The 25,291-nt window shown below is 71.5% G+C and carries 22 protein-coding genes; 11 read left to right on the forward strand and 11 right to left on the reverse strand.

From position 1 onward, the window contains the following. Positions 1–75: 75 nt before the first annotated feature. Positions 76–951 carry a proteasome subunit alpha gene (prcA, locus tag ACFYYW_RS31295; RefSeq protein WP_387653936.1) on the reverse strand — a complete coding sequence of 292 codons (876 nt, stop codon included), beginning with the start codon at positions 949–951 and terminating at the stop codon, positions 76–78. 21 nt (positions 952–972) lie between these two features. Further along, positions 973–1,821 carry a proteasome subunit beta gene (prcB, locus tag ACFYYW_RS31300; protein ID WP_387653939.1) on the reverse strand — a complete coding sequence of 283 codons (849 nt, stop codon included), beginning with the start codon at positions 1,819–1,821 and terminating at the stop codon, positions 973–975. Between the two features lie 170 nt (positions 1,822–1,991). Between prcB and ACFYYW_RS31305 the strand changes: the two genes are divergently transcribed. Genes ACFYYW_RS31305 through ACFYYW_RS31325 form a run of 5 tightly spaced genes read left to right on the forward strand, consistent with a single transcriptional unit; the run spans position 1,992 to position 7,182 of the window. After that, on the forward strand, positions 1,992–3,356 hold the full coding sequence (locus ACFYYW_RS31305; RefSeq protein ID WP_387653941.1) for an extracellular solute-binding protein: 1,365 nt from the start codon (positions 1,992–1,994) through the stop codon (positions 3,354–3,356). Then, on the forward strand, positions 3,331–4,257 hold the full coding sequence (locus tag ACFYYW_RS31310) for a carbohydrate ABC transporter permease (protein WP_387653944.1): 927 nt from the start codon (positions 3,331–3,333) through the stop codon (positions 4,255–4,257). Before ACFYYW_RS31305 ends, ACFYYW_RS31310 begins: the two co-directional genes overlap by 26 nt. Next, on the forward strand, positions 4,254–5,072 hold the full coding sequence (locus ACFYYW_RS31315; RefSeq protein ID WP_352364067.1) for a carbohydrate ABC transporter permease: 819 nt from the start codon (positions 4,254–4,256) through the stop codon (positions 5,070–5,072). Before ACFYYW_RS31310 ends, ACFYYW_RS31315 begins: the two co-directional genes overlap by 4 nt. After that, positions 5,069–6,115: an ABC transporter ATP-binding protein gene (locus tag ACFYYW_RS31320; protein WP_387653947.1), complete on the forward strand. Its 1,047-nt coding sequence runs from the start codon at positions 5,069–5,071 to the stop codon at positions 6,113–6,115. The genes ACFYYW_RS31315 and ACFYYW_RS31320 overlap by 4 nt, the downstream gene beginning before the upstream one ends. A gap of 32 nt (positions 6,116–6,147) precedes the next feature. Next, positions 6,148–7,182, forward strand: coding sequence for a DNA polymerase IV (locus tag ACFYYW_RS31325; RefSeq protein ID WP_387653950.1), 1,035 nt, complete (start codon positions 6,148–6,150; stop codon positions 7,180–7,182). A gap of 97 nt (positions 7,183–7,279) precedes the next feature. On the opposite strand, the gene ACFYYW_RS31330 is transcribed toward ACFYYW_RS31325, so the two are convergent. Beyond that, a complete protein-coding gene (locus ACFYYW_RS31330; protein ID WP_132622197.1) occupies positions 7,280–7,489 on the reverse strand; it encodes a ubiquitin-like protein Pup in 210 nt (69 codons plus the stop codon). Positions 7,490–7,638: 149 nt separating this feature from the next. On the opposite strand from ACFYYW_RS31330, the gene ACFYYW_RS31335 reads away from it, so the two are divergent. Next, positions 7,639–8,043, forward strand: coding sequence for a hypothetical protein (locus tag ACFYYW_RS31335; protein ID WP_387653952.1), 405 nt, complete (start codon positions 7,639–7,641; stop codon positions 8,041–8,043). A 25-nt stretch (positions 8,044–8,068) separates the two neighbouring features. Here ACFYYW_RS31335 and dop read toward each other — a convergent pair whose 3' ends face one another. From dop to ACFYYW_RS31365, 6 genes are all read right to left on the reverse strand, one after another. Continuing rightward, on the reverse strand, positions 8,069–9,586 hold the full coding sequence (dop, locus tag ACFYYW_RS31340; protein ID WP_352327588.1) for a depupylase/deamidase Dop: 1,518 nt from the start codon (positions 9,584–9,586) through the stop codon (positions 8,069–8,071). An 86-nt stretch (positions 9,587–9,672) separates the two neighbouring features. Next, positions 9,673–10,752, reverse strand: coding sequence for an acyltransferase family protein (locus ACFYYW_RS31345; RefSeq protein WP_387653955.1), 1,080 nt, complete (start codon positions 10,750–10,752; stop codon positions 9,673–9,675). 66 nt (positions 10,753–10,818) lie between these two features. Then, positions 10,819–11,838 carry a pyridoxal-phosphate dependent enzyme gene (locus ACFYYW_RS31350; protein WP_387653957.1) on the reverse strand — a complete coding sequence of 340 codons (1,020 nt, stop codon included), beginning with the start codon at positions 11,836–11,838 and terminating at the stop codon, positions 10,819–10,821. A gap of 65 nt (positions 11,839–11,903) precedes the next feature. Beyond that, positions 11,904–14,162: a carbamoyltransferase HypF gene (gene hypF / locus ACFYYW_RS31355; protein WP_387653959.1), complete on the reverse strand. Its 2,259-nt coding sequence runs from the start codon at positions 14,160–14,162 to the stop codon at positions 11,904–11,906. A gap of 207 nt (positions 14,163–14,369) precedes the next feature. Continuing rightward, positions 14,370–16,133, reverse strand: a complete 1,764-nt coding sequence (gene arc, locus ACFYYW_RS31360; protein ID WP_352364052.1) for a proteasome ATPase — start codon at positions 16,131–16,133, stop codon at positions 14,370–14,372. 204 nt (positions 16,134–16,337) lie between these two features. Then, entirely contained in the window at positions 16,338–17,189 is an 852-nt protein-coding gene (locus tag ACFYYW_RS31365; RefSeq protein ID WP_352326892.1) for a tRNA (adenine-N1)-methyltransferase, read from the reverse strand. 55 nt (positions 17,190–17,244) lie between these two features. Between ACFYYW_RS31365 and ACFYYW_RS31370 the strand changes: the two genes are divergently transcribed. Together ACFYYW_RS31370 and ACFYYW_RS31375 are read left to right on the forward strand one after the other, a co-directional pair. Then, complete coding sequence (locus ACFYYW_RS31370) at positions 17,245–18,336, forward strand: GNAT family N-acetyltransferase (protein ID WP_387653963.1); 1,092 nt, start codon at positions 17,245–17,247, stop codon at positions 18,334–18,336. 188 nt (positions 18,337–18,524) lie between these two features. Then, positions 18,525–18,995, forward strand: a complete 471-nt coding sequence (locus ACFYYW_RS31375; protein WP_387653965.1) for a hypothetical protein — start codon at positions 18,525–18,527, stop codon at positions 18,993–18,995. Between the two features lie 368 nt (positions 18,996–19,363). Here ACFYYW_RS31375 and ACFYYW_RS31380 read toward each other — a convergent pair whose 3' ends face one another. Both ACFYYW_RS31380 and ACFYYW_RS31385 read right to left on the reverse strand, forming a co-directional pair. Then, positions 19,364–20,878 carry an FHA domain-containing protein gene (locus ACFYYW_RS31380; protein WP_387653967.1) on the reverse strand — a complete coding sequence of 505 codons (1,515 nt, stop codon included), beginning with the start codon at positions 20,876–20,878 and terminating at the stop codon, positions 19,364–19,366. Between the two features lie 317 nt (positions 20,879–21,195). Then, the gene (locus tag ACFYYW_RS31385; protein WP_352326888.1) at positions 21,196–22,332 is read right to left on the reverse strand and encodes a site-2 protease family protein; all 1,137 of its coding nucleotides are present in this window, start codon (positions 22,330–22,332) and stop codon (positions 21,196–21,198) included. Positions 22,333–22,448: 116 nt separating this feature from the next. Here ACFYYW_RS31385 and ACFYYW_RS31390 point away from each other — a divergent pair, with 116 nt between their 5' ends. The 3 genes from ACFYYW_RS31390 (at position 22,449) to ACFYYW_RS31400 (ending at position 25,237) form a co-directional block, all read left to right on the forward strand. Next, a complete protein-coding gene (locus ACFYYW_RS31390; protein WP_352326887.1) occupies positions 22,449–23,309 on the forward strand; it encodes a RecB family exonuclease in 861 nt (286 codons plus the stop codon). Between the two features lie 72 nt (positions 23,310–23,381). Further along, entirely contained in the window at positions 23,382–24,557 is a 1,176-nt protein-coding gene (locus ACFYYW_RS31395) for a sensor histidine kinase (protein ID WP_352326886.1), read from the forward strand. Next, positions 24,554–25,237, forward strand: a complete 684-nt coding sequence (locus ACFYYW_RS31400; RefSeq protein WP_352326885.1) for a response regulator transcription factor — start codon at positions 24,554–24,556, stop codon at positions 25,235–25,237. The genes ACFYYW_RS31395 and ACFYYW_RS31400 overlap by 4 nt, the downstream gene beginning before the upstream one ends. Positions 25,238–25,291 lie beyond the last annotated feature (54 nt).

The following is a 25,291-nucleotide window of genomic DNA, read 5'->3' on the forward strand; positions in this document are numbered from 1 at the left end:
GCGGGCGGTGAGCTCATGGGACAGGGCGGGGGCCGCCATGGCGGCCCCCGCCCTGTCCCGGCGGTCTCGGAAGGCTCAGAGCGGCCCGGAGCCGTCGTCGACGTCGCCCTCGGGGCCCGTGGGCGGACCGGTCGGCGGCGCGGTGGGCGGCGTGGCGGGCGGGGTGGTGGGCGGGGTCTCCGGCGTCTCGGACGGCTCCGCCGCGGGCCCGGTCGCCGGGGCCTCGGGCGGCGTGCTGGGCGGCGTGCTGGACGGCGTGGTGGACGTCGTCGTCTGGGCGAGCAGGCGCTCCAGGCGTGCGCCCGTCAGCCGCAGGAACTTGCGGTGCTCGCGGTTGCGGTCGAGCACCGCGACCTCCAGTTGGGCGACCGGCGGCCGCTCGCCGCCCGGCTCGGTGAGCGCCGTCAGCGCCACCTCGAGGGCGTCGGCCAGCGACATCGACTCGCGGTAGCGCTCCTTGAGCCGCCCGGCCACGGCGTCGGCCTGGCCGCCCATGGCCGCGAAGCCGTGCTCGTCGAACACCGAGCCGTCGAAGGTCAGCCGGTAGATGGCGTCGCCGTCGGGGCTGTCGCCGACCTCGGCGACGACGACCTCCACCTCCAGCGACTTGATCGACTCGGTGAAGATGCGGCCCAGGTTGGAGGCGTAGAGGTTGGCCAGCCCGCGGCCGGTCACGTCGGAGCGGTCGTAGGTGTAGCCGTTGATGTCGGCGTAGCGGATGCCGCCGAGGCGCAGCTCCTCGAACTCGTTGTAGCGGCCGACGGCGGCGAACCCGATGCGGTCGTAGATCTCGCTGATCTTGTGCAGCGCCCGCGACGGGTTGGGCGCCACGAACAGAATGCCGTCGACGTACTGCAACACGACGACCGACCGGCCCCGCGCGATGCCCTTGCGCGCGTAGTCGGCCTTGTCCCGCATGATCTGCTCAGGGGACGCATATCCAAAAGGCATGGACACGGGCAGTGGTCCTTTCTAGCGCAGCGGGGCGATGGGGCCGTCGGGCGAGATCATCCGGGCCTCCAGCATCTGTTCGACCTTGGCGGCCACCTGCTGGTCGGTCAGCCTGCGGAAGCCGTCGGCGTCGATCACCGACACGATCGGCCAGATCTTCCTGGACACGTCGGGCCCGCCGGTCGCCGAGTCGTCGTCGGCCGCGTCGTAAAGGGCCTGGATCACCGTCATCACCATGTCGTCGGCCGAGGCGCCGTCGCGGTAGAGCTTCTTCAGCGAGCCGCGGGCGAAGATCGAGCCGGAGCCGATGGCGTCGAACCGGTCGCGCTCGTAGGGGCCGCCCGCCACGTCGTAGCTGAAGATGCGGCCCTCGTCGCGGTCGGGGTCGTAGGCCGCGAACAGCGGCACCACCACCAGGCCCTGCATCGCCATGCCGAGGTTGCCGCGGATCATGGTGGCCAGGCGGTTGGCCTTGCCCGCCACCGACAGCGTGCGGCCCTCCATCTTCTCGTAGTGCTCCAGCTCCACGCGGTAGAGGCGGGCCATCTCGATGCCGGTGCTGGCCGTGCCCGCGATGCCCATGCACGAGTAGTCGTCGGCGCGGAACACCTTCTCGATGTCACGCTGCGAGATGATGTTCCCCGACGTGGCCCGCCGGTCGCCCGCCATCACCACGCCGCCGGCGAAGGTGGCGGCCACGATCGTGGTCGCGTGCGGGACCTGGTCGCCGATCGGAGTGGCCAGCGCCTGGTGACGCTGCGGCAGCAACTCGGGCGCGTACGAGCCGACGAACTCGGTGAACGAGGAGTTCCCTGAGTTTCGGAAAAGCTGGTCCACCAGGCCGACGGGCAGATCCCTGTTCGATGCCACGCGACTCCCTCCCAACATCAGTGTCTCTAGGCCGACCCTACTCATGTTGCGCTGCTGTCTGCACTTCCCACGATCAGCTCACGGCGAACCGTTCATCAGATCGTTTCTTTACGCCCGCCACACCCCGTGCGATTGTCGGTATGTCTGCACGTCCTGAACAGGAGGCCGACTTGCGACTCCCCAGCCGGCCCGCGCTCGTCGCGGCAGCAGCCGTCCTGGCCCTCACCTCCTGCGGCTCCGGCGACCAGTCCGGGGGCAGCATCACCCTCACCATCACCGCCAACTCCATCGAGGGCGGCAAGAACTCCGAGTCCGCCACGTGGATCAAGAAGTGGGTCATCCCCGAGTTCGAGAAGACCCACCAGAACGTCAAGGTGCTCTTCCAGGGCAACGGCGTGGACGACGAGCAGTACAAGACCAAGATCGCTCTGGACCTCAAGTCCAGGACCGGGGCCGACGTCATCGACCTCGACGGCATCTGGGTCGGCGAGTTCGCCCAGGCCGGATACATCAAGCCGCTCACCGAGGTCGGCGGCGCCGGCGTCGAGCAGTGGGAGGGCTGGTCGCAGATCCCGCAGGCCGTCCAGGGCCTCGGCATCTTCGACGGCAAGAAGTACGGCCTGCCCCAGGGCACCGACGGCCGCGTGCTGTTCTACAACAAGGCGCTGTTCAGGAAGGCCGGGCTGCCCGAGACCTGGCAGCCGACCAGCTGGCAGCAGATCATCGACGCCGGTGTCAAGCTCAAGGCGGCCGGGGTGCCCACGCCCGTCCAGATCGACGCCGGCACCGCCATGGGCGAGGCCACCACCATGCAGGGCGTGCTGCCCCTGCTGGCCGGCGCCGGGGCGGAGATCTACGCCTCCGGCAAGTGGACCGGCGCCTCCCAGGCCGTCAAGGACGTCCTCGGCTTCTACCAGCAGATCTACGGCGGCAGCGGGCTCGGCGACCCCAAGCTCCAGCAGGAGGCCAAGGGCCGGGACAAGTCCTTCGCGCAGTTCGCCGCCGGCAAGATCGCCATCCTGGCCGAGAGCGACTACTTCTGGCGCTCGGTCATCGAGCCCAAGGCCGGGGTCGCCCCCATGCCCGACCGCGACCAGGTCGTGGGCTACGCCAAGATCCCGGCCAGGCAGCCCGGCGGCGGCATCCGCGGCCAGGACTTCGTCAGCATGTCCGGCGGGGCCGTGCGCGTGCTCAACCCCTTCTCCAAGAACCCCAAGGCGGCCTGGGAGCTGCTGGCCTTCATGCACTCGGCCGCCGCGACCAAGTCGCAGCTGGCCGGGCAGGCCCGTGTCAGCGCCCGCACCGACGTCAACGAAGAGGTGCTGAGCGCCGACCCCATGCTCAAGTTCGTCGCCGACGAGGTGCTGCCCATCACCGCCTACCGGCCGGGCCTGGCCGTCTACCCGCAGGTCTCCACCGCCCTGCAGGAGGCCACCGCGGCCGTCGTGGCCGGGAAGAGCGCCGACGAGGCGGCCGCGGCGTACCGGAGCAAGCTGGAGGGACTGGTCGGTGGCGCGGCCAACGTCGGCGGCTGACGCCGCGGGGCTGGGCCGGGGCAGGGCGGTCGCGTTCGTCCTGCCCGCCCTGGTCCTGATCGGCGTCTTCCTGCTCTTCCCCGCCCTGTGGACCATCTACCTCGGCCTGACCGATTACCGGCTGACCGGCCTGGCCGCCGCCGACCCCCGGGTCGTCGGCCTGGACAACTACACCGCCACGCTCGCCGACCCGCGCTTCCTGTCCTCGTTGTGGCTCACCCTGCTGTACGTCGGCGGCTCGGCCGTCGTCGGGCAGGCCGGGCTGGGCTTCGCCCTGGCCTGGATCCTGCGCTCGCGCACCGGCCCGCTGCGCCGGGTCGTCGAGGGCGCGGTGCTGCTGTCGTGGATCCTGCCCAGCACCGTGGTCGGCATGTTGTGGTTCGCGCTGCTCGACCGCGACGACGGCACGCTCAACGCCCTGCTGCACACGCCCGGGTTCGCCTGGCTGCTGGACTACCCGCTGCTGTCGATCATCGTCTTCAACGTGTGGCGCGGCACCGCGTTCTCGATGATGCTCTACTCGGCCGCCCTGGAGAACGTGCCGCCCTCGCACCTGGAGACCGCCAGGCTGGCCGGCGCGAGCGTGCCGCAGCAGCTGCGCGACGTGGTGCTGCCCGCCATCAGACGGCACGTCCTGACGAACCTGCTGCTGATCAGCCTGTGGACGTTCAACGACTTCACGCCGTTCGTGCTGACCGGCGGCGGGCCCGAGGGCCGCTCGGAGATCCTGCCCGTGTACGTCTACCGCGTCGCGCTCCAGGACGGCCAGCTCGGCGTCGGCGCCGCCATCTCCTTCCTCATCCTGCTGATCAACCTCGTCTTCGCCCTGGCCTACCTGCGGTTGCTGCGCGGACGCCGCCGCACCCGGGAGGTCGCCGCCGCCGGAGGACCGCCCGCATGATCCGCCACACGCTCGGACGGCTGGCCGCCACCGTGTTCGTCGCCGTCGTCCTGGCCTTCTTCGCGCTGCCCATGCTCTGGCTGGCCAGCGCGCCCTTCGACGACACGCCGACGATCACCACGTCGATCCCCGAGTTCACGTTGCGCAACTTCGCCGCCGTCCTGGACAACCCGTACGCGCTGGGCTCGATACGCAACTCGCTGATCCAGGGGGGCGGGGCGGCGGTGCTGGTCGTCGTCCTGTCGGCGCTGGCCGCCTACGCCCTGTCGCGGGTCCGGCTGCCCGGCCGCGACGTGCTGCTCTACCTGCTCCTGCTGCTGTCGTCCGTGGTCACCGGCACCGCGGCGATGGTGCCGATCTTCGAGCTGGCCACCCGGCTCGGTCTCATCGACACCCATCTCGGCGTCGTCCTCGTGGTCTCGGCCGGTCTGCTGCCGGCCGCGATCTTCATCCTCAAGGACTTCATGGACGAGACGCCCACCTCCTACGAGGAGTCGGCCCGGGTCTTCGGCGCCTCGTCGCTGCAGATCCTGCGGCACATCGTGGTCCCGCTGGTCCGGCCGGGGCTGGCGACCATCGCCGTGTGGGCGCTGGCCAGCGTGTGGGGCGGGTTCCTGTTCCAGTTCATCCTGCTGCGCGACCCCGAGAAGGCGCCCGGCTCGATCATCCTCTACACGCTCTACACCGAGGGCGGCGCGCCCCGGCTCGACCTCATCTCCGCCTTCTCGCTGCTGTACTCCCTGCCGGTGGTGCTGATGTACCTGTTCGTCTCCCAGCGGTACGGTTTCCGCTTCCACGGAGGAATCAAGCGTTGATCTCCCTGCACGGCCTGACCAAGGTGTTCCCCGGGGGCGTACGCGCGCTCGACGGCCTCGCGCTCACCATCGAGGACGGCGAGTTCTTCGCCCTGCTCGGCCCCTCCGGCTGCGGCAAGACCACCCTCCTGCGCAGCATCGCCGGCCTGGAGACCCCCACCTCCGGGACCGTCGCCATCAACGGCAAGGACGTCACCGCGCTGCCGCCGGGCGAGCGCGACGTCGCCATGGTCTTCCAGGACTACGCGATCTTCCCCCACATGGACGTCACCGCCAACATCGCCTACCCGCTGCGCATCAGGAAGGTGCCCCGCGCCCGGCGGGCGGAGAAGGCAGCCGAGGTCGCGGCCCGGCTCAGCCTCACCGAGCTGCTGCTGCGGCGTCCGTCCGAGCTGTCCGGCGGCCAGCAGCAGCGGGTGGCGCTGGCCCGCGCGATCGCCTGCCACCCGGCCGCTTTCCTGTTCGACGAGCCGCTGTCCAACCTCGACGCCCGCCTGCGCCTGGAGGCGCGCACCTTCCTCAAGCGGCTGCAGCGGGAGCTGGCCGTCACCACCGTGTTCGTCACCCACGACCAGGCCGAGGCGCTCGCGCTGGCCGACCGCATCGCCGTCATGTCCAGGGGCTCGATGATCCAGGTGGGCACGCCGGCGGAGATCTTCCACCGGCCGGCCACCACGTTCGTGGCCTCCTTCATCGGCTCCACCCCGATGAACCTGCTGCCCGCCGAGGTCACCGGCTCCGGGCTCAAGGTGGCCGGCGCCCTGCGCCCGCTGCCCGCGGGCCTGACCCCGGACGACGACGTCCCCGTGACGTACGGCGTACGCCCGGAGTACATGGACCTGTCCCCCGCCGAGCGCCCGGACGCCTTCCCCGGCGTCGTCTCCGTCCTGGAGAACATGGGCACCCACACCCTCATCACCCTGGAGTCCCCGGACGCGCTCATCCAGACCGTCGTGCCGGAGGGCGAGGAGCCGCCGCTCGGCGCCGCCCGCTGGGCCGTGCCGCGCCGCGCCCTGGTGTACCGCGACGACCGGCTGCTGTGACCCCGGGGCGGCCCGCCTCGCATACTGGACCCATGGCCAGGGCCTGGATCCTGCACGTCGACCTCGACCAGTTCATCGCCGCCGTCGAGCTGCTGCGCCATCCCGAGCTGCGCGGCAGGCCCGTCGTCGTGGGCGGTTCCGGCGACCCCGCCCAGCCGCGCACGGTCGCCGCGACCGCCACCTACGAGGCCCGCGCGCACGGCGTGCGCTCCGGCATGCCGCTGCGCACGGCGCTGCGGCGCTGCCCGGACGCCGTCTTCCTGCCCAGCGACCCGCCCGCCTACGAGGCCGCCTCCGAGCGCGTCATGGCCGCCCTGCGCGACCTGCCGGTGCTGGTGGAGGTCTGGGGCTGGGACGAGGCGTTCGTCGGCGCCACGACCGACGACCCCGAGGCGCTGGCGGCCGACCTGCGGCGGGTCGTGCTCGACCGCACCACGCTGAGCTGCTCGGTCGGCATCGGCGACAACAAGCACCAGGCCAAGCTGGCCTCGGCCTTCGCCAAACCGGCCGGCGTCTACCGCCTGACCGGCGAGAACTGGGCGGAGGTGATGAACGACCGGCCGACCGACGCGCTGTGGGGCATCGGCGCCCGGACGGCGAAGAAGCTCGCCGGGCTCGGCCTGCGCACGGTCGCCGACCTGGCCGCCGCCGACCCCGCCGAGCTGGCCCGCGCCTTCGGTCCGGTGAACGGCCCCTGGTACCGCTATCTGGCCCTCGGCAAGGGCGAGGCCGAGGTGGACACCACTCCCTGGGTGGCCCGCGGTCACAGCCGCGAGATCACCTTCCCCCGCGACCTCACCGATCGTGAGGCCGTCGCCGGGCAGGTGGCCGATCTGGCCGGGCAGGTCGCCCGCGACGCCGTGGCGGCGGGGCGTCTCTGCGCGCGGGTGACGGTCAAGGTGCGTTTCACCCCGTTCCTGACCCGTACCCGGCAGTGCACGCTCCCGGAGCCCACGGCCGACGCCGGCGCGCTGACCGAGGCGGCGCTCGCCGCGCTGGGCCGCTTCGACCTGGACCGCCCGGTCCGGCTGCTCGGCGTGGCGGTCGACTACACGGCGCCCGACTGAACAGCACTGGGCTGGTCCGAGGAGTGAGCCCCGGCCGCATCGGCCGGGGCTCATCCTTCCCCATGGTCAGAGCGGTGAGGACAAGGCCCTACTGGCCCTACTCGCCACCCTTTTGCACATAGGAACGCACGAATTCCTCTGCGTTCTCTTCGAGCACTTCGTCGATTTCGTCCAGGATCGCATCCACATCGTCAGTGAGCTTCTCCTGTCGCTCCTGCACGTCCGGCGCCGCCGAGGCCTCGGTCTCCTCAACTTCGGCCTCACGCCGGCCGGTCTGCTTCTGCCCGCCGGTGTCCTTGGTTGCCATGTCCTACCTCCGCTTGGGGGACTGCCTCCAAGGCATATCTTCCCCGAACCGGACGACATTTCGCGTCGAACACCCTGCGATCTTGGCGGCTTGACTGGATAGCGCTCCTATCCAATAATGGATCCACCTATACACAAGGAGATCCCGACATGTCACCTTCGTCGCTGCACACGGCAGGTGTGCTCCTCATCACAGTCCCCGGCGTCGCGTTCGGCGGCGTGACCCTGCTGCGGTTCCTCATGCGCAACGAGCCGGGCTATCTGGACAACCCCGTCCGCAGGGGCCTGTGGCGGGCCGGGCACGCGCACGCGGGCGTCCTGGTGCTGTTCAGCCTGGTCGCGATGGTGTACGTGGACCAGGCGAGCCTGTCCGAAGGCCTGAAGGCGCTGACGCGCACGCTCATCGTGGCCGCGCCCATCCTGATGCCGCTGGGCTTCTTCCTGTCGGTGCTGCGTCCGCGCGACACCAAGCCGAACCGGCTGATCTGGCTGACCGCCGTGGGCGGCGCGTCACTGGCCGCGGGCACGCTGACGCTCGGCATCGGCCTGCTGTGAGCCCCGGGACGGCCCGGGGCTTCGGCTACTCCCCGTTGCCGGTCAGCGCCGCGACCAGCTCGGCCGCGGTGCGGCAGCGGTCGAAGAGCTCGCCGACGTGCGCCTTGGTGCCGCGCAGCGGTTCCAGCGTGGGCACGCGCTGCAGGGACTCCCGGCCGGGGATGTCGAAGATCACCGAGTCCCAGGAGGCGGCGGCCACCGACTCGCTGTACTGGCTCAGGCAGCGCCCGCGGAAGTAGGCGCGGGTGTCGGTCGGCGGCAGCTCGATCGCGCGCTCGACCTCCTCCTCGCTGATCAGGCGCTGCATGCGCCCGCGCGCCACGAGCCGGTTGTACAGGCCGCGGTCGGGGCGGATGTCGGAGTACTGGAGGTCGACGAGCTGCAGCCGCGGGTGGGACCAGGGCAGGCTGTCGCGGGTGCGGTAGCCCTCCAGCAGCTCCAGCTTGGCGACCCAGTCGAGCTCGCGCGAGAGCTGCATCGGGTCCTCGGCCAGGCGCGTGAGCACGGACTCCCAGCGGTCGAGGACGTCCTTGTTCATCTCGTCCTGGGCGGTGCCGCGTTCCTCGACGTACTTGCGGGCCTGCTCCAGGTACTCCATCTGGAGCTGCACGGCGGTGAGCTTGCGGCCGTCGCGCATCGGGATCTCGTAGCGGCAGGTCGGGTCGTGGCTGACCGCCCGCAACGACTGGACGGGGTTCTCCACGGCCAGGTCGCGGGTCAGGAAGCCCTCCTCGATCATGGCCAGGACGAGCGCGGTGGAGCCGAGCTTGAGATAGGTGGAGATCTCCGACATGTTGGCGTCGCCGATGATCACGTGCAACCGGCGGTACTTCTCCGGGTCGGCGTGCGGCTCGTCGCGGGTGTTGATGATGGGCCGCTTGAGCGTGGTCTCCAGGCCGACCTCGACTTCGAAGAAGTCGGCGCGCTGGCTGATCTGGAAGCCCTCGCCGCGGGAGTCCTGGCCGATGCCGACCTTGCCCGCGCCGGTGACGACCTGCCGCGAGACGAAGAACGGCGTCAGGTGCCGGACGATGTCGGCGAACGGCGTGGCGCGCCGCATCAGGTAGTTCTCGTGGCAGCCGTAGGAGGCGCCCTTGGCGTCGGTGTTGTTCTTGTAGAGCTGGATCGGCGCGTTGGACGGGATCGCCGAGGCGCGGGTGGCCGCGTCGTACATCACGCGCTCCCCGGCCTTGTCCCAGATGACCGCGGCCCGCGGGTTGGTGCACTCCGGCGAGGAGTACTCCGGATGAGCGTGGTCGACGTAGAGCCTGGCCCCGTTGGTGAGGATGACGTTGGCCAGCCCGAGGTCCTCGTCGGTGAGCTGGCTGGGGTCGGCGACCTCGCGGGCCAGGTCGAAGCCGCGCGCGTCGCGCAGCGGGTTCTCCTCCTCGAAGTCCCAGCGCGCTCTGCGCGCGCGGGCCGCCGAGGCGGCCAGGTAGGCGTTCACGACCTGGGAGGAGGTCACCATCGCGTTGGCGCCTGGCTGACCTGGTACGGAGATGCCGTATTCGGTCTCGATGCCCATCACCCGACGCACCGTCATGCAACACCCTCTGTTCGTCCGGATCTGCCTATCCGCCGTTTATATGCCCGAGCCTATGCCCTTCACAGTGCCCCGAGGCCACAGAGTTATGGCACCGACGCCTTCTGAATCTGTACGGCGGAGCTTGTTGTGGTTTGCGGTGATCTGCGGGGCTTGAGGAGTCGCTGGATCGGCCGTTCGGCAAAGGAGTAGATCAGATACGACAGCACGACGGCGGCCAGAGTCGTGACCAGGGCCACCGCCCAGGGGGGCAGGTCGCCGGTGAGCAGCGGGATGAGCGCCGCCGCGGTGACCCCATGGAAGAGGTAAAGCGGGTAAGTGGTGGCGCCCAGCGCGGTGAGCGTCCTGGAGGGTTTGAGGCGGATGAGGCCGAGGGCGACCAGGGCCATGGCGGCGAAGATCAGGGTGAGGGTGACGATCACGCTGGTGTCGGTGACGGGCATGTTCTTGAACCCGGCGGCGTCGATGCGGCGGTGCACGCGGCCCAGCGCGGCGGGCACGGCCATGGCGTATCCGGCTGCGACGTACAGCCACGGGAGCAGGGCCTTGCGGTTCTGGTGGATGAGATACAGGGCCATGCCGGCGACGAAGTAGGGGGCGTAGTCGGGCATGACGATCTCCTTCAGCAGATCGTTCTCCACGAACCTGGCGGCCAGCGCGGCGGCCAGCCAGATGCCCGAGAAGACCAGCACGCGCCCGTACGTGACGCCGACGATCACCAGGATCGCGATCAGCAGGTAGAACCGCAGCTCGGCCCAGAGCGACCAGTAGACGCCGCTGGCGTCGGCCACCTTGAACAGCCGCTGGAACATGGTGGCGTTCACCAGGTACTGGCCTGGTGAAAGTTTTGGGTCCAGCGCGGTCGCGCCGGTCAGCCCGTACAGGGCCGCCACCGCGCCGAGGCTCAGCCAGTACGCCGGGTAGAGCCGCACCAGCCGCGACCGGGCGAACGCCCCCAGCCCCCGCCCCCACACGGTCATGAGGATGACGAACCCGCTGATGACGAAGAACAGCTCCACGCCGAGGATGCCCAGCCCGGCGAAGGGCGCCAGCGCGGGGAACAGCGCGGCGGGCCTGGCCCCCCAGACCGAGGCGAAGGCCACCAGGTAGTGGAAGGCGACGACCGCCAGGGCGGCGAGGAAGCGCAGCAGGTCGAGCTCGGCCAACCGGCCGTCTCCCCGAGCATGCTTTGGCCGGTTAGCTTGATGCACGCCCCTTTGACGACCCGCTGATCACTTTGGTTCCACAGGTCCCTCCGTTCCCACCAGCAACACGCGCGCGGCCGGGCCCAGGGCGATCGCCTCGCGGGTGCCCGGGTCGAGGGCGAGCAGCCCGGCGGCCCCCGCCGCGCCGCACTCCGACAGCGCCACCCCGCGTTCGGCCAGCAGCGCGGCGGCCTGCGCGGCCTGCTCGTCGGCCACGGTGACGAACAGGTCGGCCTGGCGGCTCAGCAGGTCGAAGGCGATCAGGGACGGTTCCAGGCAGTCGAGCCGGCCCAGGCGCGTGGGCGAGCCGGTCGCGTGCACCGGCCGTCCCGCGCGGGCGCTCTCCAGCAGGCAGGGTGCGCCGTCGGGCTCGACGACGACGATCGTCGGCTGCTCGCCCCAGCGGTCGCGCGTGTACCCGGCCGCGGCGGCGGCCAGCCCGCCCACCCCGGCCTGCACGAACACGTGGGTGGGCGGGATCTCGATCTCGTCGAACAGGACGGTGTAGCCGCGCATCACGTCCAGGGGGATGTCGTCGTAGCCCTCCCAGGAGGTGTCGGCGACCAGGCGCCAGCCGTGCTCCTGGGAGGCGTGCAGGGCGGCGGCCAGGCTGGCGTCGTAGTCGCCGCCCTCGCGGCGGACCTCGGCGTCCAGGGCGCGCAGCCGGTGCGCGAACGGCTCGGGCACCTGCTCGCTGAGGTAGACCACGCAGTGCGCGCCGAGCTCCCTGGCCCCGGCCGCGACGGAGATGCCGTGGTTGCCGGCGCTGGCGCAGACGTACGTCGTGCCGCCGCCGTCGCGTTCGGACAGCCGGTGCACGGCGTAGGCCCCGCCGAGCGCCTTGAAGCTGCCCAGGCCCATGCGGCCGCTCTCGTCCTTGACGTGCACGGTGCCCGCCCCGGCCAGATCGGTCAGGGTGTGCACGGGCGTGGGCCGGTAGGCGGGGTGCCGTGCGAAGTGGGCGCGGGCGCGCCGGGCGTGCTCCACGCCGATCAGCTCACGGTCGCGTTCGGCGTAGGGCGTGCGGCCGGGGTTGAAGAAGTGCATGATCGCCATGCTAGGACGGGCCGGGCGGCGTTCCCCGGCACCCGGCGGGCGCGCCCGGCCCCAAGTCACGAGGAGCGGTCCCGGGCGGCGGCCACGGCGGCCTGGCCGAGGCTGAGGCCGCCGTCGCCGGGCGGCACCCGGATGTGGGTGAGCACCCGGAACCCGGCCCCGCGCAGGCGCTCGACGGCCCGTTCGAGCAGCAGCGCGTTCTGCAGCACCGAGCCCGACAGCGCCACGGTGTTCAGGCCGGCGCCGTCCCTGATCATGACGCAGCAGCGCACGACGGCGTCGGCCACGCCGTTGTGGAAGCGGCCCGCGATCGAGCCGGTGGCGATCCCGGCCGCGACGTCGGCGGCGGCGGCCCGGACGAGGTCGGCGGCGTGCACGACGAGCAGGTCGCCCTCGGTGATGGTCGCCGGGTACGAGCCGCTCTCGGCCGGGTCGGCGCGCTGTTCGAGCTCGGCGGCCGCCTGCCCCTCGTAGGTGACGGCGTCCCGGATGCCGAGCAGCGCCGAGACGGCGTCGAACAGCGGCCCGGCGCTGGAGGTCATGGGCGCGCCCAGCCCGGTGCGGGTCCGGGCGAGCACGTCCGGCCAGTGGGCGGCGTTGCGGCGGACGACGTCCAGGCCGGGGTGCTCATCGCGCAGGTAGGCGGCGGCCATGCGCCACGGCTGGCGGAGCGCGGCGGCGCCGCCGGGCATCGGGACCAGGGCCAGGTGGCCGAGCCGGTGGAAGGAGGTCAGGTCGGCGCGCAGGAACTCGCCGCCCCACAGCGTGCCGTCCAGGCCGTGGCCGGGGCCGTCGAGGGCCACGCCGATCACCGGGCCCGTCTCGCCGTTGTCGGCCAGGCAGGAGGCGATGTGGGCGTGGTGGTGCTGGACGCCGACCAGCTCGACGCCGGTCAGCTCCAGGGCGTGCCTGGTGGACAGGTAGCCGGGGTCGAGGTCGTGGGCGACGACCTCGGGACGGATGTCGAACAGGCCGCAGAAGTGGTCGATGCCCTCGACGAAGGAGCGCAGGGTCTCCTGGTCGTCCAGGTCGCCGATGTGCTGGGACAGGAACGCGCGCCGGCCGCGTACCAGGCAGAAGGTGCTGCGCAGCTCGGCGCCGCAGGCCAGCACCGGGCGGGGCGCGGGACGGCGCAGCGTGAGCGGCTCGGGCGCGTGGCCGCGGGCGCGGCGCAGCACGGTGTGCCCGCCGGACCAGGGGCGCAGCACCGAGTCGTCGGCGGGGACGTGGATGGCCCGGTCGTGGACGAGGAAGGCGTCGGCGATGCCGCCGAGCCGGGTGATCGTGTCGGCGTCCTCGTAGGCGATGGGCTCGTCGCCGACGCTGCCGCTGGTCAGGACCATCGGCCCGGCCAGCTCCGCGAGCAGCAGGTGGTGCAGCGGCGTGCAGGGCAGCATCAGGCCGAGGTCGCGGCTGCCGGGCGCGACGGCGTCGGCGACGGGCGCGCCGGGCAACCGGGGCAGCAGCACGATCGGACGCGCGCGACCGGTGAGCAGCGCGGCGCCCTGCCCGTCGACCGCGCACAGCCGGCCGGCCTGGTCGAGGTCGGCGACCATGACGGCGAACGGCTTCTCCGCGCGGTGCTTGCGGGCCCGCAGCGCCGCGGCGGCCTCCTGGTGGGCGGCGGCCACGGCCAGGTGGAACCCGCCCAGCCCCTTGACGGCGACGACGCGGCCGGCCCGCAGCAGGGTCGCGCAGGCGCTGACCGGGTCGCCGCACAGCTCGGCGCCGCGGGCGTCCAGCAGACGCAGGGACGGGCCGCAGGCCGGGCAGCAGGTGGACTCCGCGCGGAAGTGGCGGTCGCCGGGGTCGTGGTACTCGGCCGAGCAGTCGGCGCACATCGCGAACCCGGCCATGGTGGTCAGCAGCCGGTCGTAGGGCACGCCGCGCACGACGGTGAAGCGCGGCCCGCAGTTGGCGCAGGCGATGAACGGGTAGCGATGGCGGCGTCCGGCCGGGTCGGCCAGCTCGCGCAGGCAGTCGTCGCAGGTGGCCAGGTCGGCCGGGACGAGCGCGCGGCGCGGGCCGGCCGGGTCGCCGGCGGCGATGCTGAAGCCCCGGTGGCCCGCGGGCGGGCCGCTGACGACGGTGACGCTCTCGATCTCCGACAGGGCGGGCGCGTCGCGCTCCAGCGCGGTCAGGAACTCCTCGACCCCGGCCAGGGCGCCCTCGACCTCGATGAACACCCCCTCGACGTCGTTGCGCACGCGGCCGGCCAGGCCGAGCCTGCTGGCCAGCGAATACACGAAGGGACGGAACCCCACGCCCTGCACGACGCCTTCGACGCGGACGTCCACCCGTTTACGGACGGTCACAGGCCCCAGTGTGCGCCTCGCCGGGCCGGCTTGTACGCCGGATGACGCGTGTCGCGGACTTCCTGTCAGGAAGTCACGTGCCCATCTCCCCCGGCGGACATGGAAAGGGCTCACGTCGAACGCGAACACCCTGTCCAAGGTGACATCTCCCCCGGCGGGCATGGAAAGGGCCGCGCGGACGGCCGCGCGGCCCTTTCCAGACGTTCCCTACAGGTACTGGCCGGTGTTGGCGACCGTGTCGATCGAACGGCCGGCCTCGGTGCCCTGCTTGCCGGAGACCAGCGTGCGGATGTAGACGATCCGCTCGCCCTTCTTGCCGGAGATGCGGGCCCAGTCGTCGGGGTTGGTGGTGTTGGGCAGGTCTTCGTTCTCGGAGAACTCGTCGACGCAGGCGGTGAGCAGGTGTTGCACCCGCAGGCCCTTCTGGCCGCTCTCCAGGAACTGCTTGATGGCCATCTTCTTGCCCCGGTCGACGATGTTCTGGATCATCGCGCCGGAGTTGAAGTCCTTGAAGTAGAGGACTTCCTTGTCACCGTTGGCGTAGGTCACCTCGAGGAAGCGGTTCTCCTCGCTCTCGGTGTACATGCGCTCCACCACACTCTGGATCATGCCGTGGATCGTCGCCTCGCGAGAGTCGCCGTGCTCGGACAGATCGTCGGGGTGCAGGGGAAGGTCGGCCAGCAGGTACTTGGAGAAGATGTCCTTGGCCGCCTCGGCGTCGGGCCGCTCGATCTTGATCTTCACGTCCAGGCGGCCCGGCCGCAGGATCGCGGGGTCGATCATGTCCTCGCGGTTGGAGGCGCCGATCACGATGACGTTCTCCAGGCCCTCGACGCCGTCGATCTCCGACAGCAGCTGAGGGACGATGGTGTTCTCCACGTCGGACGAGACGCCGGAGCCTCGGGTGCGGAAGATCGAGTCCATCTCGTCGAAGAACACGATCACCGGGGTGCCCTCGGAGGCCTTCTCACGGGCCCGCTGGAAGACCAGGCGGATGTGCCGCTCGGTCTCGCCGACGTACTTGTTGAGCAGCTCCGGGCCCTTGATGTTGAGGAAGAAGCTCTTGCCGGACTGGCCGGTCTTCTCCGCGACCTGCTTGGCCAGGGAGTTGGCGACCGCCTTGGCGATGAGCGTCTTGCCGCAGCCGGGCGGGCCGTAGAGCAGCACGCCCTTCGGGGGACGGAGTTTGTGCTCGCGGAACAGGTCGGCGTGCAGGTAGGGCAGCTCGATGGCGTCCCTGATCTGCTCGATCTGCCGCATGAGCCCGCCGATCTCCTCGTAGGAGATGTCGGGGACCTCCTCGAGCACGAGCTCTTCGACTTCGGACTTGGGTATGCGCTCGTAGACGTAGCCGGAGCGGGGTTCGAGCAGGAGCGAGTCACCGGCCCTGATGGGCTGGCCGACCAGCGAGTCGGCCAGTCGCACGACGCGCTCCTCGTCGGCGTGCGAGATGACCAGGGCCCGCTTGCCCTCGTCCAGTAGTTCCTTGAGCATGACGATCTCGCCGACCTCTTCGTAGCCGAGTGCCTCGACCACGTTGAGTGCTTCGTTGAGCATGACCTCCTGGCCACGCCTCAGCGAGTCGACGTCGACGGCGGGGCTGACGTTCACCCGGAGCTTGCGCCCTCCGGTGAACACCTCGATCGTGCCGTCTTCTCGGGCTTCAAGGAAGGTGCCGAAGCCGGACGGCGGCTGCGCCAGCCGGTCGACCTCCTCCTTGAGAGCGACGATCTGGTCCCGGGCCTCCTTGAGTGTGGCCACCAGGCGCTCGTTCTGGCCTGTCACGGCCGCGAGATTCGCCTGTGCCTCATGGAGACGCTCTTCGAGGACTCTGGCCTGACGGGGTGACTCGGCCAGCTTCCGCCTCAGCGCGGTGATCTCCTCCTGCAGGAAGGAGACCTGTGTTGAAAGATCAGCGACCTCCCGTTCGCGCTGCGCGGCTCGAGCCTCAGCATCATCGCGAGCTGCCACGCCCCGTCACCTCCTTCCCAGTCGAGGGCGACTACTAAGGACCTTACCTATCTCGGGCCCCTCCGTAACCTGGCCGGGCAGTGTTCGTCGAGTGACATGCAGTATTCGGTGAATAATCCCCAATGGTGCGTTTAATACTCCCAGCATATGAACACGGCGATCTGTTCCCGTGTCACGCACCAACGCACCCTCGTGGCCAAATTGTCATAGTTCCTCGGTGGTTCCCTTCGGTCGGCGGCGTCGCGGTGGCGGCGTCACTCCGTCTGCCATGCGGCGGGCGCTGACGAGGAAGCCGGTGTGGCCGATCATCCGATGATCGGGACGTACCGCGAGCCCTTCGACATGCCAGTCGCGAACCAGGGTCTCCCACGCATGAGGCTCGGTGAAACACCCGTGATCGCGAATGGCCTCCACGGTCTTGGACATCTGGGTGGTGGTGGCGACATAGCAGCAGATCACGCCGCCCGGCGTGAGGGCCTTGGCGGCGGCGTCGACGCACTCCCAGGGGGCGAGCATGTCGAGGATGACGCGGTCGACGTCGGCCTCGTCGATCGAGGAGACCAGGTCGCCGACGACCAGGCGCCAGTTGTCCTCCATCGGGTCGCCGAAGAACTTCTCCACGTTCTTGCGGGCCACCTCGGAGAACTCCTCGCGGCGCTCGTAGGAGGTGACGTGGCCCTCGGGGCCGACGGCGCGCAGCAGGAAGCAGGTCAGGGCGCCGGAGCCGACGCCGGCCTCGATCACCCGGGCGCCGGGGAAGACGTCGGCCATGCCGACGATCATCGAGGCGTCCTTGGGGTAGATGACGGCCGCGCCGCGCGGCATCGCCAGCGTGTAGTCCTGGAGCAGGTGGCGGAAGGCGAGGTAGGCGGTGCCGCCGGAGGACCGCACGACGGAGCCTTCAGGCTGCCCGATCAGCTCGCTGTGCGGGATGGCGCCCTTGTGCGTGTGGAAGACGCCGTCCTGCTTGAGCGTGATCGTGTGGCGCTTGTTCTTGGGGTCGGTGAGCTGCACCTGATCCCCTGCCTGGAACGGCCCATGCCTGCGGAAACCCATGTCGGCAAGGTTATATGGGTTTCTCACGCCTCCGGACGCACGGTATCTATGGGGGATGCTCCCGCGCGACGTGATCTCCACCGGCCCCCTGATCCTGCGAATGCCCGCCGACCCCGACGCCGAGGCGATCGCGCGCATGATGGACGATCCCGTCACCGCCCGGCATCTGCCGCTGGTGCCGTCGCCGTACCGGATCGAGGACGCCCGCGCCTACCTGAAGTTCGCCGAGGACAAGTGGGCCTCGGGCGGCGCGGAGTGGGCCGTCACCGAGGACGGCCGCTACTGCGGCGCGATCGGGGTGCAGCCGCCCGACCGCTGGGGCACGGTCGAGATCGGCTACGTGGTGGCGCCGTGGGCGCGCGGCAGGGGCGTGGCCGCCCGGGCCGCCAGGGCGGTGTCCGACTGGCTGGCCGACCAGGGTGTGCACCGGGTGGAGCTGCAGGCCGAGGTGGAGAACGTGGCCAGCCTCAGGGTCGCGCTCAGGGCCGGGTTCCGCGAGGAGGGCCGGCGGCGCAGGGCCAAGCGGCTGCGCGACGGGCGGTGGGTCGACCTGGTGTCCTTCGCCCGGATCGCCGGGGAGCCGGCGGTGGCCGAGGAGCCGTACCTGCCCTTCTTCGACGGCGGCGAGCTGACCGACGGCGTGGTGCGGCTCGTGCCGCTCGCGGTGGAGGACGCCCCCGAGTACCACCGGATGATGTGCGACCCGAGCGTGACCGCCTACTCCCTGACCCCGCCCGGCTCCCTGGAGGAGGACGAGCAGCGCTGCCGCTGCACCGGCTACTGGTGGGTCACCGGCCAGCGGATCGAGCTGGCGGTCAGGGACGCCGCCACCGGCGCGTTCGCCGGGCACCTCCAGCTCATGCAGGTCGTCCCCGTGCTCGGGCAGGCCATGATCGGCTACTCGCTGGTGCCGGATTTCCGCGGCAGGGGGTTCATGACCCGCGCGGTGCGGCTGCTGGTCGACTGGGCGTTCGCGCGCACGGCCCTGCATCGGGTGGTGGCGGGCACCGACGTGGAGAACACGGCCTCGCACGCGGTGCTGGAACGTGCCGGTTTCAGCAGGGAGAGCCTGCATCGCGAGCTGTTCCCGAAGCCGGACGGCACGCGGGCGGACGACGTGGAGTGGGTGCGGCTGCGCCCGTCGTGAACCGCTCCACCGGCTCTGCCTGCGAAATGCGGAAAAATCGCAATTTCCTGTTGAGGGCTAGTCAGGAGCCGCGTCGAGGGTGATACTCCGGGGCACCGTTCGGAGTTTCGCGTGATCGGGCCGCGCGATCTCTTCCCCCTCCAACCGAGGGAATCACCGCGATGCCAAACAACCGTGTCGATATCGCCATGCGTGAACTCATCACCGCGTTCTCGTGCCTTGAGGTCGCCGACGTGATCGAACGGCTCGCGCGCGGCGCGGCGGCCGTGGCGGGCACCGCGTACGCCGGGTTTGTCCACGTGGACGTGCTGCGGCGGGACGCCCGTCCGCTGCACGTCCACGCGCCGCGGGGAGACCCGCTGCGGGTGCGGCGGTGGTTGTCGGGGTCGGGGGTGCTGAAGGAGCTGGCCGTCGCGGAGGGGGCGCTACGGCTGGCGCGGGACGAGACGATGGGCGAGCCGGGCTTCCTGGCCGTGCCTGTGCCGGCGCAGGTCCGCGACCACGCGTTCGTGTGGGTGGCGGGACGCGGCTTCCAGGAGCGGGACGAACACCTGCTGAGCCGGTACGCGACGGCGGCGGGACGGGCGGTGGAAGGGGTCCGCGGACTGGAGGCCGCCGTGCGACTGCTTCGCGGCGTCCGCCCCCTCCGCCCCACCTGACCCTCCGCCCCAACAGCCCACTCGGGACGCCCGGGACACCCGGCCGCCTCGGGACGCCCGGGACACCTGACCGCCTCGGGACGCCCGGGACACCTGACCGCCTCGGGACGGCCGGCCCGTTCGCACGGCCGGCCCCTTTGGGGCGGCCTGGATCTCTCTTTCCGAGAGGGCCGCAGACCCGGTCCTGACTTTTCCCGAAATATCGCCCAGCACCCGCGAAATACCCTTACTCACCCACTCCCCCGCCCCCGGCAATTCCCATTCAGCTATTCGACAGCAGACCTATCCGACGCATTTCCCTAAGGGTTTTCCGGAAACGCGAACGCCCGCACCCCCGGGAAAGAGGTGCGGGCGGACGGAGGCCAGGATCAGCCCCGATGGGCCTCGAACCGGAGGGTGCGGGAGACGCCCACCCGGACCGTCGTGCCGGGGGCGATGGTGACCGGCTCGTTCGGCGGGATGTCGTAGAAGTTGGGGTCGCCGGGCGGCTGGATCTGGGTGCCGTTGACCGAGCCGAGGTCGACCAGGTTGACGTCCCAGCCGTCGAGGGCCACCCGCAGGTGGCGGCGCGAGACCGAGCCGTCGGGGCTGGTGACCTTGGCGGGCCTGGCCGAGCCGCCCGCCACCTCGGGCGCGCGCTCGGGGTCACGGCCCAGCAGGTAGTCGCTCTCCAGCGGCAGCGCCGTGCCGTCGTCGAGGATGAGCACCCCGAGCGAGGGCCGCGGCCCCTTGTACGGCACCAGCGTCCGCTGCACCAGGGCGATGCCGCAGACGGCGCAGTAGGGCACCCTGGGGTCGTTGAAGTGGTCGTTCTTGCAGTCGACCCCGTAGACCAGCGGGCGGTCGCCGTGGTCGCCCTGCTGCTCCTGCGGCGGCGGCCCCGGGTGGTCGAAGTGCTCCGGCGGGCCGAGCACGGGCGGGGCCGGCTGGTCGAAGTGATCGGGTGGGCCCATGTGCTGCTGCGGCTGGTCGGCCATACCGTTGCCGGACGGCGGCAGCTCGTCGTAGGACGGGAACTGCTGCTGGGGCTCGGGGTGGGGCTGCTCCTGCGCGGGCAGGAAGGGCGGCTGGTCCTGGGGCGGGAGGTAGGGCGGCTGCTCGTGCCCGAACGGGGCCTGCTCCTGGCCGAAGGGCGGCTGGTCCAGCGACGGCGGGCCGGAGTGGGGACCGGGCTGGGGGCCGGGGTGCGGGACGCCGGCCTGCGCGCCCGAGGGCGGACCCTGGACGATCGGCGGCTGGTCGGCCAGCGGGTAGGGAGGCCGTTCGACGGGCCGTTCCGCCGGCCGCTCGACCGGCCGCTCGGGAGGCGGGGCCAGGTCGGGCTCCATGTGCAGGGCCGTGTTGGGCATCTCGCTGGTGAGCGGCCTGGACCGGTCGGCCGCCTGCCCCTGGGGACGGACGTGCGACGGCTGGTCGGTGAGGTCGCCGATCAGGCCGCCGCCGTGGACGACGCCCCCCTCGAAGCCGACCGCGGGATGCGCACTGCCGGCGCCGGGCAGGGTGAGCTCGACGCGCTCGACCGGGCCGCTGATCAGCCGGTCGGCCCAGGTGAGGGAGTCGCTGCCGGCCAGGCGCGTCTCGCCGCCGGAGGTGCTGACCGAGGCCGAGGCCGAGCCGCTGACCAGCACGGCCACGCCGCCGCCCACGGGACCGGCGACCGCGCACGTGGCCGGGTCGCCCGCCATGTTGGCGGCCAGCACCTGCGCCGCGCGGCGGGCCAGCGCCCGGCCGTCGCCGCCGGAGGCCGCCGTCTCGCGCAGCGCCTCGATCAGGCCGTCGGCGGCCGCCTCGCCCGCGTCGCACACCAGCAGCAGGCCGCCGATGTAGGCGACCAGCCCGTCGCCGGGAAGGGGACGCACCACTCCGAAGCCCTGGCCGCTCATGCGCCCTCCCTCATGACGACCGTGCTGCGCTCATCGGTGCCCTCGCTGCGCTCGGTCACTCAACTCTCCTCCCCGGAAGCCGGCGGTATTACGGCACCCGCACTGCCGTGCCGGCCACCAGCCATACGCATACCCAGACGACGACGCCGTGTCGCGGCCCAGGCGTCTCGATTCGGTGAACCGGTGGACCACGACCAACCCGTCAACTGTGCAAGTTCGGCCAAACAGAAGACTATCGGCCTGCCGTCCTGGCATCGAAATCGCCGGGCTACGGGAAGTGGCCGGACAAGACCTTAGCCGCAAACGCGCCGGGCATGTCAGACCCCGGTGAAGACGCGGTTGACGTCGGCGGTGGCGAGCACGCCGTAGATGTCGCCGCCGTGCTCCACCAGCAGGTACTCCCCCGCGGGAGCCGAGCGCATGGCGTCGATGAGCGGCTCGCCGGTCAGGTCGGCGGCCAGCACCATGGTCGGTTCGAGCGCCTTGGCCAGCGAGCCCACGTCGACCCACGGGCGCCGGTGCTCGGGGGTGGCCTGGACGGCGGCCTCGTTGACGATGGCGACCGGCCGTCCGTCGTGGTCGACCACCACCATGGCGCCGGCCCGCTGCTCGGCGGCCTGCCGCAGCGCCTCGGCCAGCGGCGTCTCGGCCGCCACCGGGATCGCCCTGCGGGCCAGCGCGCGCGCGTTGACCTGCGGGATGCGGGCGCGGATGCGGGCCACGCGCAGCGACTGGGTGGCGCCCATCCAGATGAAGGAGGCCAGCACCACCGGCCACAGCAGCTCGACGGGGTCGAACTCCTGCCCGCTCGTCATCGACGTCGCGAACGGCAGGACGACCAGCAGCACGGCCAGCACGCGCCCGCCCCAGGCGGCCACGACCGTGCCGGAGCCGGGGTTCCTGGTCAGCTTCCACACGCCCGCGCGCAGCATCCGGCCGCCGTCGAGCGGCAGGCCGGGCAGCAGGTTGAACACGCCGACGATGAGGTTGGCCACCCACAGCTGCCAGATGAGCACCTCGGCGATGCCGCCGTCGTTGATCACGTACGTGTCGGCGAGCAGGCCGAGCCCGGCCAGGCCCAGCGACAGGGCCGGCCCGGCGGCGGCGACCAGGAACTCCTTGCCCGGCGTGGGCGGCTCCTTCTCGATCTCCGACACGCCGCCGAGGAAGTAGAGGGTGATCCGGCGCACCGGCAGGCCGAACGCCTTGGCCAGCACGCTGTGGGCCAGCTCGTGCAGCAGCACCGAGACGTAGAGCAGCACGGCGAAGACGAAGGCCACCGCGTAGGCGACGGTGTTGTCCAGCTCGGGCAGCATGTCGCGCATGCGGGGGCCGAACATGACGGTGATGAAGGCAGCGACGATGAACCACGTCCAGGAGACGTACACCGGGATGCCGAAGGGCCGCCCCATCCGAAGGCCGGGGAACTCCTGACGCGGGCTCTGCTCGCTCACCGCACTCCTCGTACGTCCATTACGTGCTGTTGCTGCCTCGATGCTACGCGCCGGATCACGTGATCCTCGTCCCGGCGAGGGTTATTCTGTCGGGCTCTTGACCTAGAGTGCGGTGCATGACGTTGACCGAACCGGTGATCATCGGAGCTCTCTCCCCGTCCCGGGCAGGCGATTTCATGACCTGTCCCCTGCTCTACCGGTTCCGGGTCATCGACCAGCTGCCCGAGAAACCCTCCCCCGCGGCCGTGCGCGGCACCGTGGTGCACGCCGTGCTGGAGCGGCTCTACGACCTGCCGGCGCCGCGCCGGTCGGTGCAGGCGGCGCTGGAGCTGCTGGAGCCCCAGTGGCAGCGGCTGCTGCAGGAGGACGAGCAGTACGCGCGGATGTTCGCCGACGACGCCGAGCAGGCCGAGTGGCTGGCGCAGGCGCGGGCGATGCTGGAGCGCTACTTCACGCTGGAGGACCCGACCCGGCTGGAGCCGGCCGAGCGCGAGCTCTACGTGCAGGCGGTGCTGGAGGGCGGCCTGATGCTGCGGGGCTACGTCGACCGGCTCGACGTGGCGCCCACCGGCGAGGTCCGGGTGGTCGACTACAAGACGGGCAGCGCGCCCGGCCCCGACTTCGAGGCCAAGGCGCTGTTCCAGATGAAGTTCTACGCGCTGGTGCTGTGGCGGCTGCGCGGGCAGGTGCCCCGGCTGCTGCAGCTGGTCTACCTGGGCGGGCGCGGCGAGGTGCTGCGTTACGCCCCCGACGAGGCCGACCTGCTGGCCACCGAGCGCAAGGTGATGGCGCTGTGGACGGCGATCGAGCGGGCGCTGGAGACCGGCGAGTGGCGGGCGCGCCGCAGCAAGCTGTGCGACTGGTGCGACCACCAGGCGTTGTGCCCGGAGTTCGGCGGCACCCCGCCGCCGGTGCCCGACCGCCAGCCGGGCGACACGGTGCGCAGCAACCGGCGCGCGGCCACCGACGAGCTGTAGCCCTCCGACAGGCCGCCCCTTATCCTCCAAAGGGAGGAGTTCAAGGCTCTCACCTGGGCCTACAGTGAAGCGGTGCGGATCGACCGACCCCTGTTCCACGACACGGTCCTGGCCGTGGTGGTGGCCGCGGCCTCGGTGACGCTCTTCCTCCTCTACGGGCCCGAGCGCCTGGAGCCGGCGGAGCTGACGACGGTGAGCATGCGCGCGCCCGACGGGCTCGGGGCGTCGCTGCTGGTGCTGGCCGCCGCGCCCATCGCGGTGCGCAGGCGCTGGCCGCTGGCGGCGCTGTGCGCGGGCCTGATCCCCGAGACGGCGCTGACCGCGCTGGGTTACGGCACCGGCGCGTCGGGGGTGTCCAGCCTGGTGCTGGTGTACTCGGTGGCCTCCAACCGGGGGCTGGCGGTGGCGCTGGGCGGGCTGCTGGTCTCGCTGCTGACGTACGCGGTGGGGGCGCTGGCGGGCCCGGTCACGCCGCCGGGCGTGAGCGGGCACGTGGTGGCGGTCCTGGTGTTGCTGGCGGTCTGGGGGGCGGGCAGGAGCCTGCGGCTGCGGCGGGCGTACCTGGAGGAGCTGCGCGACCGGGCGGCCAGGCTGGAGCGGGCCCACGCGGCCGACACGCGGGCCGCTCGGGCCGAGGAGCGCTCGCGCATCGCCCGTGAGCTGCACGACGTGGTGGCCCACCACGTGAGCGTGATGACGGTGCAGGCGGCCGCGGCGCGGCGGGTGCTGGCCGCCGATCCCGACCTGGCGCGGGAGGCGCTGTCGGCGATCGAGAACACCGGGCGGCTGGCCATGTCCGAGATGCGCAACATCGTGGGCGTGCTGCGGACCGACGCGCGGGCCGAGCTGGGGCCGCAGCCGGGCGTGGGCGACCTGCCGGGGCTGGTGGAGCAGATGCGCGAGGCGGGGCTGCCCACGCGGCTGCAGGTGGAGGGCGAGCCGCGGCCGCTGCCCGCCGGGGTCGACCTGGCCGCCTACCGGCTGGTCCAGGAGGGGCTGACGAACAGCCTGCGGCACGCGGGGGCCGGGGCCGAGGCGGTGGTCACCGTCTCCCACGACCCCTCGGGCCTTGACGTACGCGTCGAGGACGACGGCCGGGGCACGGCGCCGGCGGCCGACCGGCCGGGCCACGGTCTGGTCGGCATTCGCGAGCGGGTCGCACTCTATGGTGGAATTCTGAACATCGGTCCGCGACCGGGGGGCGGTTTCGAGGTGCGGGCGAGGTTCCCGTTGAAGGACGGCCAATGACGATCAGAGTGCTGCTGGTGGACGACCAGCCGCTGCTGCGCACGGGATTCCGCCTGATCTTGGAGGCCGAGTCCGACATCACGGTGGTCGGCCAGGCCGGCGACGGCAACGGCGCGATGGAGCAGACCAGGGCGCTGCTGCCCGACGTGGTGCTCATGGACATCCGCATGCCGGGCGTCGACGGCATCGAGGCGACCCGCCGGATCGTGCGGGAGGCCGCGCCCACCGCGCACGTGCCGAAGGTGCTGGTGCTGACCACGTTCGACCTCGACGAGTACATCGTGGAGGCGCTGCGGTCGGGGGCGTCGGGCTTCCTGCTGAAGGACGTGCCGCCCGACGAGCTGGTGCAGGCGATCCGGGTGGTGGCGGCGGGCGACGCGATCGTGGCGCCGAGCGTGACCAGGCGGCTGCTCGACCGGTTCTCCAAGCGGCTGCCCTCGGCCTACGAGCAGGCCACGCCGGCCCGTCTCGACCGGCTGACCGAGCGGGAGCTGGAGGTGCTGCGGCTGATCGCCAAGGGCATGTCCAACGCGGAGATCGCGGCCAAGCTCGTGGTGAGCGAGACGACGGTCAAGACGCACGTGGGCAACGTGCTGACCAAGCTGGGGCTGCGCGACCGGGTGCAGGCCGTGGTGCTGGCGTACGAGACCGGGCTGATCACGCCCGGCGCGATGTCCTGAGGCCGCCGCCCCGGCAGGAGGGCGGCGGCCGCAAGGTCAGGCCCCGGTCAGGCC

Origin of the sequence: Nonomuraea sp. NPDC001831 (assembly GCF_042892035.1) — a bacterium.
Taxonomy (GTDB): Bacteria; Actinomycetota; Actinomycetes; order Streptosporangiales; family Streptosporangiaceae; genus Nonomuraea.